Source organism: Rhizobium sp. 268, assembly GCF_036571585.1.
Taxonomy (GTDB): domain Bacteria; phylum Pseudomonadota; class Alphaproteobacteria; order Rhizobiales; family Rhizobiaceae; genus Rhizobium; species Rhizobium redzepovicii.
The window spans coordinates 1-13,503 of sequence record NZ_JAPPSO010000039.1 but is presented as its reverse complement, the minus strand read 5'-3'; the positions used below and the strand labels follow the sequence as shown (position 1 = coordinate 13,503).

At 55.7% G+C, this 13,503-nt stretch carries 13 protein-coding genes; 8 read left to right on the top strand and 5 right to left on the bottom strand.

Annotated features, from left to right (window positions below):
* Positions 1–129: 129 nt before the first annotated feature.
* The 5 genes from OS035_RS32755 to OS035_RS32735 are packed head-to-tail and all read right to left on the bottom strand — an operon-like array spanning position 130 to position 4,520.
* Positions 130–918: an ABC transporter permease gene (locus OS035_RS32755; protein WP_033181213.1), complete on the bottom strand. Its 789-nt coding sequence runs from the start codon at positions 916–918 to the stop codon at positions 130–132.
* On the bottom strand, positions 915–1,943 hold the full coding sequence (gene nodI, locus OS035_RS32750) for a nodulation factor ABC transporter ATP-binding protein NodI (protein WP_082229773.1): 1,029 nt from the start codon (positions 1,941–1,943) through the stop codon (positions 915–917). Before nodI ends, OS035_RS32755 begins: the two co-directional genes overlap by 4 nt.
* A gap of 38 nt (positions 1,944–1,981) precedes the next feature.
* The gene (gene nodC / locus OS035_RS32745) at positions 1,982–3,262 is read right to left on the bottom strand and encodes a chitooligosaccharide synthase NodC (RefSeq protein WP_033181212.1); all 1,281 of its coding nucleotides are present in this window, start codon (positions 3,260–3,262) and stop codon (positions 1,982–1,984) included.
* 20 nt (positions 3,263–3,282) lie between these two features.
* Positions 3,283–3,933 carry a chitooligosaccharide deacetylase NodB gene (gene nodB / locus OS035_RS32740; RefSeq protein WP_082229752.1) on the bottom strand — a complete coding sequence of 217 codons (651 nt, stop codon included), beginning with the start codon at positions 3,931–3,933 and terminating at the stop codon, positions 3,283–3,285.
* On the bottom strand, positions 3,930–4,520 hold the full coding sequence (locus OS035_RS32735; RefSeq protein ID WP_082229751.1) for a NodA family N-acyltransferase: 591 nt from the start codon (positions 4,518–4,520) through the stop codon (positions 3,930–3,932). The genes nodB and OS035_RS32735 overlap by 4 nt, the downstream gene beginning before the upstream one ends.
* 234 nt (positions 4,521–4,754) lie before the next feature.
* Between OS035_RS32735 and OS035_RS32730 the strand changes: the two genes are divergently transcribed.
* The 8 genes from OS035_RS32730 to nodX all read left to right on the top strand — a co-directional run bounded on the left by OS035_RS32730 (position 4,755) and on the right by nodX (position 12,914).
* A complete protein-coding gene (locus OS035_RS32730) occupies positions 4,755–5,702 on the top strand; it encodes a LysR family transcriptional regulator (protein WP_331815426.1) in 948 nt (315 codons plus the stop codon).
* Positions 5,703–6,177: 475 nt separating this feature from the next.
* Positions 6,178–6,456, top strand: a complete 279-nt coding sequence (locus tag OS035_RS32725; protein ID WP_033181209.1) for a phosphopantetheine-binding protein — start codon at positions 6,178–6,180, stop codon at positions 6,454–6,456.
* Positions 6,456–7,664: a beta-ketoacyl-[acyl-carrier-protein] synthase family protein gene (locus OS035_RS32720; RefSeq protein WP_331815423.1), complete on the top strand. Its 1,209-nt coding sequence runs from the start codon at positions 6,456–6,458 to the stop codon at positions 7,662–7,664. Before OS035_RS32725 ends, OS035_RS32720 begins: the two co-directional genes overlap by 1 nt.
* Positions 7,665–7,827: 163 nt before the next feature.
* Positions 7,828–8,076, top strand: a complete 249-nt coding sequence (locus OS035_RS32715) for a hypothetical protein (RefSeq protein ID WP_331815420.1) — start codon at positions 7,828–7,830, stop codon at positions 8,074–8,076.
* 66 nt (positions 8,077–8,142) lie between these two features.
* Complete coding sequence (locus tag OS035_RS32710) at positions 8,143–8,694, top strand: sugar O-acetyltransferase (RefSeq protein WP_017968972.1); 552 nt, start codon at positions 8,143–8,145, stop codon at positions 8,692–8,694.
* Between the two features lie 432 nt (positions 8,695–9,126).
* Complete coding sequence (glmS, locus tag OS035_RS32705) at positions 9,127–10,953, top strand: glutamine--fructose-6-phosphate transaminase (isomerizing) (RefSeq protein ID WP_331815417.1); 1,827 nt, start codon at positions 9,127–9,129, stop codon at positions 10,951–10,953.
* 79 nt (positions 10,954–11,032) lie between these two features.
* Complete coding sequence (locus tag OS035_RS32700) at positions 11,033–11,524, top strand: MaoC family dehydratase (protein ID WP_331815414.1); 492 nt, start codon at positions 11,033–11,035, stop codon at positions 11,522–11,524.
* Between the two features lie 286 nt (positions 11,525–11,810).
* On the top strand, positions 11,811–12,914 hold the full coding sequence (gene nodX, locus OS035_RS32695; protein ID WP_331815412.1) for a nodulation protein NodX: 1,104 nt from the start codon (positions 11,811–11,813) through the stop codon (positions 12,912–12,914).
* The last annotated feature ends 589 nt before the right edge of the window (positions 12,915–13,503 follow it).

Sequence of the window (13,503 nt, the reverse complement as noted above, 5' to 3'; positions counted from 1 at the left end):
TGATCTACAGCACAGGGGGGGCAAAATTGGATAAGCAAAAGGGGTCAATGTTCGGTGCTGATTGACAGGCTTGCCTGGCAGAAAAGCCAAAACGACGGATCCCAGTCGGCCTGCGCGCATTAATGATCTTCAGCGCAATAGTCGGCGCCGCAGCAAGGCTGTCGATAAAAAGAATGGGATGACGATGTAGATGCAAAGTGCGCCGACGTGCAGGCAGACATCCACCACGGGGTGACCGAGCATTATCGGACGTATGAGGTCGATCGAATGCGACAGAGGAAGAAATCGCGCAGCCGTCTGGAAGACAATTGGCAGTTGATCGACTGGAAAGACGGCACCCGAGAGGAACAATATAGGTGTGATAACAAGCGTCTGATAAAAGATGAAATAATCATAGCTCGGAGCAAGGGCTGTGACGACCATCCCAAGGCTTGCAAAGGCCAAACCCGTCAGCGCGATGACCGGAAGCGCATACAGCAGCGACAGCCACTGCGTGTATCCTAGAGCGGCGGCGACCACGCCTATGCCGGCACCCGCCAAAGCGGCCTTCGTCGCCGCCCAAGCCATCTCACCGAGAACAATATCGCCTAGCCTCAGCTGTGTGTAGAGCATCGCTTCCCAAGTGCGCTGACCCTCCATCCGGCCGAAAGCTGCGTAAATCGTCTCAAACGTTGCAGCCGTCATCGCACTTGTCGCGACCATTCCAGCTGCCAGGAAAGCAGTATAGGAAACGCCCCCAACGCGGCCCACCATCACGCCCAAGCCAGCGCCAAGGCCAAAAAGGTAGATCAAAGGTTCGGCCAAATGACCCAGAAGCGACGCCAGCGCCGCCTTTTTCCATGCAAGGTAATTTCGACGCCAGACAGCAATCCAGTTCAAGCTGCCGCCCGGCAATGCCGTTACGGAATCTCCACTCATTGGTACTTCCCCATCTCGCGTCCGGTTAACCGCAAGAAGACGTCCTCCAAGTTTGGCGGCCGCTCCAGGAGGCGCAGACCCCAGTGTCCGCGCAGTCGCGCCCGAACTTGTTCTGGGTCGGGGGTGTAGCAGAACAGGGTCTCGCCACTGATTTCGATGCGCCGTGCGTTCGGCTTGATCAAAAGGCTAATCTCCTGCGGGTCTCCGCCATAGATCTCGATGACGGGGCAGCCGATCTGCTCCTTTATCAGGTCAAAGGGGCGACCTTCGGCTATCTTAACTCCACCTTCGAGCACGCACAGCCGGTCACATAAGCGTTCTGCCTCTTCCATGATGTGGGTCGTCAAAAGGATCGTCTTGCCTTGCGCCAACAGCGATCGCAAACGCTCCCAGATCAGGTGGCGTGCGTGCGGGTCGAGGCCGGTGGTCGGTTCATCTAGTATGAGGATCTGCGGGTCATTGATCAGCGCGCGCGCCAATGATAGGCGCCGCTTCATGCCTCCAGAAAGATCGGCCACCCTTGTATCTGCCTTGTTTTCAAGCCGCGCAAATTCCAGCAGCGAGGGCACGATCGCTTCGATCTCCCGCCGTTTCATGCGGAAGTACCGGCCGTAGACAAACAGGTTTTCTCTAACGGTGAACTCCATGTCGAGATTGTCGAACTGAGAAACGACACCGATACGGGCGCGCGCCGAGCGAGCCTGCCGGGGTACCTGCACTCCGAGCACCGAAATATTGCCCGCATCGGGCGACGTCATCCCGAGAATCATACGGCTGATTGTGCTTTTTCCGGCGCCGTTTGGGCCTAATAGGCCAAAGCATTCTCCTGACCCAATGTTGAAAGACAATCCGTCAACCACGGCCTTCCCACGATATGATTTGGTAACGCCGACGAGTTCGATCGCAATAGAAGATATCGCTCCTACTTGGGGAGCGATTGCTTCTGAAATCGAAATGCATGGTAGGTTGCCTTGTCGGCGGAGCGTCTCAGCCACAGCTGCCTGTAGATCCGATTGACCGTTCATGTGATTCCTGAGGTTTGCAAGATGCGGCGACACAGCGATCATTCGCCGCTGAAAGTAGCTTCAGGGGCCGCAAGCATTGGAGTTTCGGAGGCCTTCTGCTTTAGAACGGCACCTGAAGCGTTGACTCCGGAGCCGCGCGACAGCCAATCACTGTTGGACAACGTACAGAGCGCATAAGCTTTCACAGGAAGTAATAGAAAGACGTTCACAAGCGTGTGCAGCGAGAAGCCAACAAATCTAAGCTGCCTGGCACGATAAGCAGCTACGCCGCATCGTATCAGTGTCAATGATCCAATCGTTCCTATCGTCCACCAGGGCACTGAACCCGCCAAGGCAAACTGTGCAAGACCCGCCAGTACGGACAAAGCGAGCAGAAGAGGGCCGGCATTCTGCCCGACGACGTCCAAAGTCAGATACCAGTTCATGCCACGGAGGAGGTGAAGTCCGAGCAGGGTATCTCGGAATGTACTCCGTGCCCAACGCAGTTGCTGGCGCAGATAGGCAGCCAAACCGTCAGGAACGACGGTTGCGGCGATGGCGCTTGGGACATATTCGGTACGGAAGCCGGCGCTTAGCATTAGAATGGTCAGATGACGGTCCTCGCCAAAGTCACTCGGCTTTCCCCGATAAAGCTGCGTCTCGTATTGATCAAGAAGCAAGACGAAGGCGGACCGGCGGTACATGGCACAGGGTCCACAGCAACACATCACGGCACCGAAGCGTCCCTGCGCGGCGCGCTCCTCATTGCAGGCCAGCCAGTACTCCATGTCGATCAATCGGGTCAGCCACGAGTCGTTCTGATTGCTTGCGACAAGCTGCCCCATCACCGCACCGACCGCCGGATCGCGCATTTTCTGACTGAGTTTGGAAACAACATCGCTGGCGAGAGTGGTGTCTGAATCCACATTCAGGATGAGGTCCCCGGATGATCGGGAAATGGCGGCGATTTGCGCTTTGCGCTTTCCGACATTCCTGGGCAGCATGATGAATTCAAATCTCGCGTCACCCGCATAGACGATCTGCTCGGCCACCACCGCGTCACGGTTTCTGGAACCGTCGTCAACCACAACAACGCGCAATACCCCCGGATAGTCCTGGTTGGCGAGGGATGCCAGGCAATCGGACAGGACGCGCGGGCTCTCGTTAAATGAAGGCACAATGATGTCCACACTTGGCAACGAGCTCTCTTCGACGGTGTTTTCCGCTGTTTCCGACTTGAGAGTTTGCCGAGCATGAAGGACCTGTACACTCCTATAGGCGGAGGAAAGCAGTCCATAAAGCGAGACGGCGGCGATGCTGGTTGTTTCAAGCAAGGTCATGGTTTCTCGTCGATTTAGTTTTACTGGGGAAGTGAACGAAGGGAAAATCCACGGCTATGCAGTGCCGGGATAATTGCCAAGAGCGCCGAAAGTGTTTGATCACGCAGCCCGGTGAGCTTGCAGTTCCCGACCTCATCAGGTGGGCAACCGTCGTGCAAAAGCACGATTGCACCTGGCCGAGCAGCAGCGAGTACCGCGTCAACGATAGAATCGACTCCGGGACAGGACCAGTCTCTCGGGTCTATCGACCAGTGAACAGGTCGAAGTCCGGCGTTCATGGATCTTGAAAGGACATCCGCGTTCCAAGCGCCGTATGGCGCTCGTATATGTTGAACCGCAACTTGGGGACACGCCGAAACAATGGCTTCGTTTGTATCCTTTATCTCTCGTTCGATTGCCTCCGAGTCACAGGCCGTAAGATCGGGGTGGGTCATCGTGTGATTGCCGACCAAGTGACCTTCTGCCGCAACACGGCGGACGAGATCGGGATGGTCTTTGACATAGGCACCGAGGACGAAAAAGGTGGCTGGTACGCGGTGTTCGGCGAGCACATCCAGAATCTGGCCAGTGCATTCCGGATTGGGACCGTCGTCGAACGTCAAGTAGATGCTACGATCGTCGCTCCCGGCCTCATCAAACGGTACTTCGCTTATATAAGAGCGCCGCTTCATAGCTCGCACCCGTTTCGTTCGATCAATGATCCGGAGGGCCACTCGCTCATCGGTCGTCCTATCGGAAATACCAGGACGAGCACGTCTTCGGTGCGCGTGGAGGGCATATCGGGCAGCACATCTGGAAGCGTCGAGCGTACACGAACCCCCGTGACGATATTGGAAATACCGTCTCGGCAAAATCTCTCTACGTGGTTCCGCATAGCATGTCGGACAGTGCCGAACGCGAACGGCACCGCCAGTTCCTGCAACGCCGGAGCCAAAGCGCGGATCGAGTGAGCGATGCCAAGCCCCTCCAGATCCGGGCGCACTCCATACAAGCCAAGTTCGGCGACCAGCAAATCGGTGTCGCCGACTTTTATGAAACGACGCAGCAAACCCATGTGGCTGGCTACGCCTTTTGAATCGTAAGCAATTGCCCGGCGTTCCGGCCTCGCACCTGCCCAGCTTCTGCCAGTCTCAAAAGGTTTGGCATTGAATTCGCCAGTCGGACCATAGGTTGCTCGGAAAAATTCAGACAGTTCCGCATGATCCGACGGTTCGAGATCATTTTCCCATGTTATTTTCCACCGCACTCCAGCAGACATTCAAAGCTCCAATTCGTTTCTCAGCCGCAAGTCCAAGCAGCAAAGATTTGGTGCAGGCGCACACGCTGATGGGACAGATGGGACCGCTCGTCGTCAATTTGCGACAGATACGATCCGCCTCCGCTCGCTAGTTTGCTTTGGCGCCTTGATAAGTTCCGGCCTTTCTAATAAGCACTCCGAAAGATTGGTAAAATTGATTGTTTGGATCACAATCATCTACATCATGGATCGAATATGCGGTTTAAGGGCCTGGATCTAAACCTTCTCGTGGCGCTCGATGCTTTGATGACCGAGCGAAAGCTCACCGCGGCAGCGCGCAGCATCAACCTCAGTCAACCAGCCATGAGCGCAGCCATCGGCAGGTTGCGCGCCTACTTCAATGACGAGCTGTTTGTGATGCAGCAGCGCAGACTTGTCCCGACACCGCGAGCCGAGGCGCTCGCCCCTGCAGTTCGCGAAGCTCTGCTTCAGATTCAGCTCTCTATCATTGCGTGGGATCCATTGGTCCCGGCGGAATCTGACCGGCGCTTCAGAATCGTACTGTCCGATTTCATGACGCTGGTATTCTTCGAAAAGGTCATAAAGCGCGTAGCGCGAGAGGCGCCCGGCGTCAGTTTTGAATTACTCCACATGATTGATTATCCGGACGAACGTCTCCATGGCGGAGATGTGGATTTTTTGATCCTTCCAAAACAGTTCATGTCAGCCCCTCATCCCAGTGCGAAGCTGTTTGGGGAGAAACTCGTATGTGTCGGCTGCCCTAACAATCAGCAGCTGCACGGGAAGCTTTCCCTTGAGCGATTCATGTCGCTGGGACACGTCGCGACCATGTTTGGGCGTACTTTGAAGCCATCCGTTGAACAATGGCTGTTGCTGGAGCACGGTTTTAAGCGGCGTATCGAAATCGTGGTCCAGGGCTTTAACGCGATCCCGATGTTACTACAGGGGACGAATCGGATATCAACCCTTCCCTTGCGGCTTGTCAGACATTTCGAACCGACGATTCCCCTTCAGATCGTAGATCATCCGCTGCCTCCTCTCTCATTCACGGAGGCTATACAGTGGCCCTTGCTTCACAATTCCGACCCTGGGAACATCTGGATGCGCAACATAATATTGGAGGAGGCTTCGCGCATTGAGGCATCCGTCGAAGGTGACTCTCAAAAGGCCAGAGCGATATAGTCCCGGTCGAGCTTCAGTCAAATTTGTCGTCCCACGCTCTGGCGACTCTGCCAATTTCGCAGTCTTGGTTCCTCTGGGTGGTCAACCCGTGACGTAATCAAAGTGGCCATTGGTCCATTGCTGCGTTTCTACTCGTGCTATCCCGGGCGATTGTCATAGACCTAGGTCGGCAGGCCAGTCCTGATCCCGCCTGCCTCTCAACATCTGATATCTGGCGCTTGACATCCGACCCCCAGATATCTCGCACGCAGTTCTGGCCGTCCGAGAGGCCGGAAATTCTACAAAAAAGGGCTCACATCATCCATATTCTGGATGAATTCGATCCAATCAATCAATTTTACCAATTCTTCTGCGTGCCCCATAGCACAGAGCCAGACGTAGGGCCGGTCCCTCCGTGAGAGCATCGAGCGTGCTCAAGGGTTGCTAGGCCGGGATAATCAGCCGCGCCAGTATTGAAATGATTGAAAGGACTAAGATGGCCGATCAGCTCACAGTAGAAATTATTGCCGCAATCAAAAATCTCGCCCAATCTGAAAACGGTGGGAGGATTCCTGTAGCAATCGGAGAAATCACCGCTGATAGCGAATTGACTTCCCTTGGCATCGATTCCCTGGCTTTGGCCGATGTGCTCTGGGACCTGGAGCAGGCCTACGGCATCAGGATCGAGATGAACACGACCGATGCCTGGTCTAATCTGAAAAATATCGGCGATGTCGTCGAAGCTGTTCGCGGCTTGATCGCGAAGGAGGCGTGATGGATAGGCGCGTCGTAATCACGGGGATTGGCGGAATATGCGGATTAGGAACAAACGCTTCATCTATTTGGAAAGAAATGCGCGAAGGCCGCTCCGCAATCAGCCCGATCATCACCACAGATCTTTATGATATGGAAGGCACCGTTGGTGCCGAAATCAGGGCGATACCGGGACACGACATCCCTCGCAAACAGCTTGTCTCTATGGACCGCTTCAGCCTGCTTGCAGTGATTGCTGCAACCGAAGCCATGCGACAGGCCGGGCTTTCCACCAATGAACAAAATGCCCACCGCTACGGCGCCGCGATGGGCGTCGGCGGGCCTGGCTGGGGAACGATTGAAGAAACATACCGCAGTATCCTTCTAGACGGAGTGACCCGCGCGCGCATTTTCACAGCACCCAAGGGAATGCCAAGCGCGGCTGCCGGCCAGGTCAGCATTTATCTCGGCCTGCGCGGCCCCGTCTTCGGCGTCACCTCCGCTTGCGCGGCGGGCAATCATGCCATCGCTTCCGCGGTAGATCAGATCAGGCTGGGCCGTGCAGACGTCATGCTTGCCGGGGGAAGCGATGCGCCGCTCACATGGGGCGTCCTGAAATCATGGGAAGCACTGCGCGTGCTTGCCCCTGATACCTGTCGCCCGTTCTCCGCCGACAGAAAAGGTGTTGTCCTTGGCGAGGGTGCCGGAATGGCTGTCCTGGAAAGCTACGAGCACGCCGCTGCCCGCGGTGCGACTATGCTTGCCGAGGTTGCCGGAATCGGACTCTCCGGCGATGCCTACGACATTGTCATGCCGTCCATCGAGGGACCGGAGGCAGCAATGCGCAGCTGCCTCGCCGATGCCGAGCTAAACCCGGACGATGTGGACTACCTGAACGCGCACGGCACCGGCACCGTTGCGAATGATGAGATGGAGACGGCAGCGATCAAGCGCGTCTTCGGAGACCATGCTTTTCAGATGTCCGTCTCCTCCACCAAGTCCATGCACGCCCATTGCCTGGGTGCCGCCAGTGCACTTGAAATGATTGCCTGTATAATGGCGATCCAAGAAGGTGTCATACCGCCCACCGCCAACTATCGTGAGCCTGACCCGCAGTGCGATCTCGATGTCACGCCCAATGTCCCGCGTGAGCGCAAGGTGCGCGTAGCGATGAGCAATGCGTTCGCTATGGGAGGCACCAACGCCGTCCTGGCATTCAGACAGGTGTGAAGGGGCGGACGATGTGGCCGTGAATGGTTCCAGCCGCAACCGCGAGGGCCGCTGGAGAGAAGCTAACTGGGGTGCTGTTACTAATGCAGGTCAATTCGCACCAATGGTTAGCCCACAACGGCTCGCCGGGGATTGCTCACAAGGCGGGGCGAGGAAAATATGGTTGCGTTCCGGAGTTATGATCATCCAAAAAACCGGCTGGAAAGAGCGCCCGCTCTGGGTCTCGGAGCGGCTCTTCAACTACACCTGCTGTCGATTGCGCTTGAAGGCCGGGCTGGTCACTGCCACTTTCAATCCACTGCTGTCGGACGACCCTCTGGACCACGCAAACGCCGCGTTGTCGACCGATTCCTGCCGGGACTTCTCTTCTGCGCCATGCGATGTTGAGCGTCGAGAAGAGGAGCTTATCTGAACCTCGTTCAAGCCGGGCGTCAGAGGACTAACAACTTCATCGATGAACGCGATCTGAGAACAGACAATGACACGCACTCAAAAAGAAAAGATGCTGGCGGGCGAGATGTACAACCCGGCGGACGAGGAGATTCAGACGGACCTGTTGGCCACGGGAGCTTGGCTGAAGAGATATAATGATACTCTGGGAAGTACGGCCGAGCATTGGAACGCACTTCTTCTGGAGCGACTAGGAGAGGTCGGAACTGGAGCCGTCATTCGTCCGCCATTTCATTGCGACTACGGCTTTAACATCAGGCTTGGTGCCTACGTTTACATCAATTTCAACTGCGTGATCCTTGACGTAGCAGAAGTGACGATCGGTGCTGGGACGGCAGTCGGGCCGGCTGTGCAGATTTACACCGCCGACCATCCGCATGATCCCGAGCAGCGGCAGGCTGGTCTGCAGCTAGGTCGGCCTGTCCGGATTGGTAAAGATGTCTGGATTGGTGGTGGAGCAATTATTCTCCCAGGGGTGACGATCGGCGACAACGCCGTCATCGGCGCCGGAAGCGTAGTCACCCGCGATATACCCGCGGGGGAAAAGGCCATGGGAAATCCGGCTCGGTTGAAGCGCTGAGGCAAGCCGCTGAGAACGCCATAGTCAAGGCGGTGCTTGTGAACCAAAACTCCCACTTGCCACCAAGCCGATGCGGGGTGGTTGATGCTTAAATCTTGGATATCAGACCGGCCAACGGCAACCACGACGGCTTTCTGACGGATGCACATATGTGGGCTTTGCACGTCTCGTCGAACCAGTGGAAACTGAACTCAGTTGAGAAGGCGAGGTGTTTCGCGATCAATTCAATGAAGGGTTGATGCGACATCTCCACCTGCATTGAGCGGATCTCGGTACAATGGGGCAAGCTGCATCCATAATTTGGATGTCCGCAATCACAACAATCGATTTTAAACATCTTACCGGATGCGATTAGAAGGTTCCGCAAATGGGTCGCGGTACAAAACCTCGTGGCACCTGCGTCCTTTGGCACACTACAACGGAGACAGATAAATGTGTGGGATTGTCGGGATCGTAGGGCGGCACTCGGTGTCGCAGCGACTGCTCGAAGCGCTAAAGCGCTTGGAATATCGCGGATATGACTCCGCTGGAATTGCGACGATCTCCGGAGGCAGGTTGGAGCGCTGCCGCGCGCAGGGGAAGCTCGTCAATCTTGAAATGAAGCTGGAGCAACAGCCACTGAACGGAATGATCGGCATTGGCCACACCCGCTGGGCTACTCATGGGGCTCCGACTGAACGCAACGCTCATCCACATATCGTCGACGGTATTGCCGTCGTTCATAACGGTATCATCGAAAACTTCGCGGAGCTGAAGGCCGAACTGGAAGCGACTGGTGCGGATTTCGAGACGAGCACCGATAGCGAGGTCGTCGCGCATCTCCTCGCAAAATCCCGTCGCGGCGGTATGAGCGGCCGAGAGGCCATGCACGCGATGCTAAAGCGGCTGAAGGGAGCCTTCAGCCTTGCAATTCTTTTCCAGGATGAGCCAGCCACCATTATGGCGGCGCGCAATGGACCTCCGCTGGTGATTGGTCATGGCGACGGGGAAATGTTTCTAGGCTCCGACCCTATCACGCTTGCTCCCTTAACCAACGAAGTTACCTACCTGGTTGACGGTGACTGGGCCGTGATCGAGAAAACAGACTTCAGGATCTTCGATAGTGAGGGCAATGTCGTCGCACGGCCTCGACACACCTCGATGGCCTCTGTCGACCGAGTGACCAAGGGCGACTATGACCACTTCATGCAGAAGGAGATCTACGAACAGCCCGAGGTCATAGCCGGTGCTCTCGCCCGCTACATCGATATAGCCAGCAATCGGGCAGTTCAAGTATCAACGGAACTGAACTTTGCAAACGTCAGTAGCCTCGTGATCTCCGCATGCGGCACTGCCTATTTGGCAGGCCTGATCGGCAAGTACTGGTTCGAACGCTACGCACGCCTTTCAGTGGAAATCGATGTCGCTTCAGAGTTCCGCTATCGCGATATCCCCCTGTCGCCACATGCGGCGGCGCTTTTCATCTCGCAGTCCGGTGAAACCGCCGACACGCTAGCATCAATGCGATATTGCAAGGCACAAGGGCTGAAGGTCGGCGCCGTCGTCAATACAAGCGAATCGACCATTGCCCGAGAAGCCGATGTCATCTTCCCGATCCTCGCAGGTCCTGAAATCGGGGTCGCCTCGACCAAGGCGTTCACTTGCCAGCTCGCAGTTCTTGCTGCTCTGGCCATCAATGCAGGCAAGGCGCGAGGTACTATAACCGAGGACGACGAGCGACAACTGGTCATGAGCTTGATTGAAATGCCGCGCATCATGAGGCGGGTGCTGCGAAACATTCGGCCAAAGGTCAAACTCCTGTCGAAGGAACTTTCGGGATACTCTCATGCGCTCTTTCTTGGCCGCGGCACCAGTTTCCCTTTGGCGATGGAAGGCGCGCTGAAGCTCAAGGAAATTTCCTATATCCACGCTGAAGGCTACGCCGCCGGTGAACTGAAACACGGCCCGATCGCGCTCGTCGATAAAAACATGCCCGTCATCTTTATCGCGCCACATGATCGATTCTTCGACAAGACCGTCTCCAACATGCAGGAGGTTGCCGCACGCGGCGGCCGCGTGATTCTTCTCACCGATGAGAGCGGAGCTACACGTTCGAAGCTCGATACCATTCACACGATCGTGCTGCCGGATGTCGAGGAAATAATCGCGCCCATCATCTTCTCTCTACCTCTACAGCTGCTTGCCTACTACGTGGCGGTCACCAAAGGAACCGATGTCGACCAGCCGCGCAATCTCGCAAAATCGGTCACTGTCGAGTAATTGCATAGCTCCCGGAGCTAGCACGATTTCGGACAAATACCGAAACCTTCTCATTGGAATTTAGAATAAGTGAGGTCGTATGAATGAAATTTCGCTCGTGGATGTCTTTGGGCGAGTTGGCCAGGAAGTTGGAAGATCCGAATGGATCATGATCGATCAATCAACAGTCGATCTATTCGCGGATGCAACGCATGACCATCAGTTCATTCATGTGAATCCGGAACGCGCTGCGGTGGAAAGCCCATTCGGCGGCACGATCGCTCATGGTTTCCTGACTCTTTCACTTTTGTCGGTGATGAATTTCAGCGGGATGCCAAAAATTCGCGAGCAGATAATGGGCCTCAACTACGGCTTCGACAACGTGCGCTTCATGTCGCCCGTTAAGACTGGGAGTCGCGTACGCGGCCGCTTCGTATTGTCCGACTGCCGTTTTCGGGGCTCAAGCATGCTGGTGACGACCTACGAGGTGACTGTCGAGATCGAAAACGAGAACCGGCCCGCACTCACTGCCAGTTGGATCACGATTGTTCAGTTTGATCCAAAAGATCGGCCAAAGACGTTTCATAGTTGATCCTAGTTATAGGTATTACCCATCGATGTTGTTAACCAACGAAGGCAAACGATCTGACGGGGGATGCCAATGCCGCTCGGGTTTGCATCCGCAGGCGGCACCGGGGCGAAATCAGTCGCCAAGGCGCAAACGGCTCTTTACCTCGACGACAGGCTGTCTGAGCCTTGAGAAGCGGCAATTACACCGTCTTGGCTGCAGACAACTAAGCCGTCCACCCCCACACCTGACTTCTGTTCTCAATACACCGCCGAAAGGTTGCGCGGCATCTGCCGGCTAATGGACATTCATGGCACCATCCAATGAACACTCATCCGGCCACCGGAACAACTTCGACCTGTTAAGGCTCTTTGCCGCCTGCCAAGTGATGTTCAGCCACGCGTGGAATTGGCTTCACCTGGGCGATTCTTTGAACGGCACAACGGCCTTCAATCTGTTGTTTTCGACGCCGGGTGTTGCGATCTTCTTTGTAATCAGCGGCTTTCTAGTAACAGATTCTTACATCCGCTCATCGTCGGCGGCCTCTTTTTTCGTCAAGCGGTCGCTCCGAATCTTTCCTGCACTGCTCGTCAACATCGCCGTGATGGAACTTGCCCTGTTTGTGACGGGGGGATTAAATGTCACTGGTATCTTGCAGTATCTGTCTTACTTCACGGTCTACATCCTGACCGCTGCACGAATCTGGGCCGTCTACTTCACCTACGAGCCCTACACGATGAGCGGCTTTTACGGCGTCTCGGACCCAAGTGGAGTGCTGTGGACGCTGACGGTGGAGCTGACATTCTACCTCACCCTGCCAACGCTGTTGGAAATTTGGCGGCGGTGGAAACGAGCAGGGGCGCTAGTCGTTGCCGTCGCTGCTCTCGGGTCTTGGGTCATGGCGCAGCACTTCAACATAACTGATAGGTACAATCCGTTCCTGTCGGTGACAGTGGGCCCGACTTTCTGGATTTTTTCGATGGGAGTTCTTGCACGGCTTTACTGGCATCGCGTAAGCAGGATCTTTGAGGGGAAGCTCTTGTGGTGGCTGGCAATTCATCTCACGATAACGTGGTGGGTAGCAGGGACGTCCGCTGCATTCATCTCTATCAACAATGCGGCGCCTGTCGATGCATTCCGAATCGCTATTCTTGCCGGTCTAGTCCTGTCGGCAGCGTACTCATTTCCGCGCCCTAACCTTTTGCGCGGGCAGGATCTCTCTTACGGGATCTACCTCTACCATATGCTCGTCATGCACACGCTGATCGGCATCGGATGGGTCGGCCACTGGTGGCTTTGGATCGTCGAGCCGGTCGGGACCGTGGCATTAGCCGCTCTATCATGGGCGCTGATTGAAAAGCCGGCCATGAAGCTTCGCACATCGCTAGTCGCCAGAAGGCTTTCGGTCGCTTAAACGGAAAGCTCCCGTAAAAGATCGGAACTCAATCGAAGCTGCCACATTGGACGCGCCCAAATCGGGAAAATCGTTGTTCGTCCATGTGATTGGGTTTTGACTGTCATTCGACTGTTCCTTCGTACCTATTTCCGGGTCGGGCTATTTCCACTGAGTTGGTCATAAGGGAATATTGGCCCCTCCGTGAGGGCCAACCAATATCATTCGATGGGTCCAATATTCTGAGCGCCGAGAGCTAAACAACCACCGCGGAACTCCGGCTGAACGGTCGCGGCAGGTCCGTCGCGGTTTTACCCGGCGCTAGCCGGCCGCGGGTTCTTGATCACGGCGATTGCCGAGTAAAGCTTCAACGGATCCGAGCATACATTTGCGATCAGAATCGTGGTATACCAACATACCGTATTATGATATACGAAACCTGAGCCGCGCGGCGGCTGCTGCCGTCCGGAGGCAAGAGGCGGCTTTCAAAACTCGTAGAGTAATAAAAGGGGAGCTAACCCGAATCTCTCAAAGTAAGGGGTACATCGGGGCTGCGAATCTGAGAAACTGCTTTTGCTACAAAGGCTTACCAGATTCGTTAAGGAGGCCC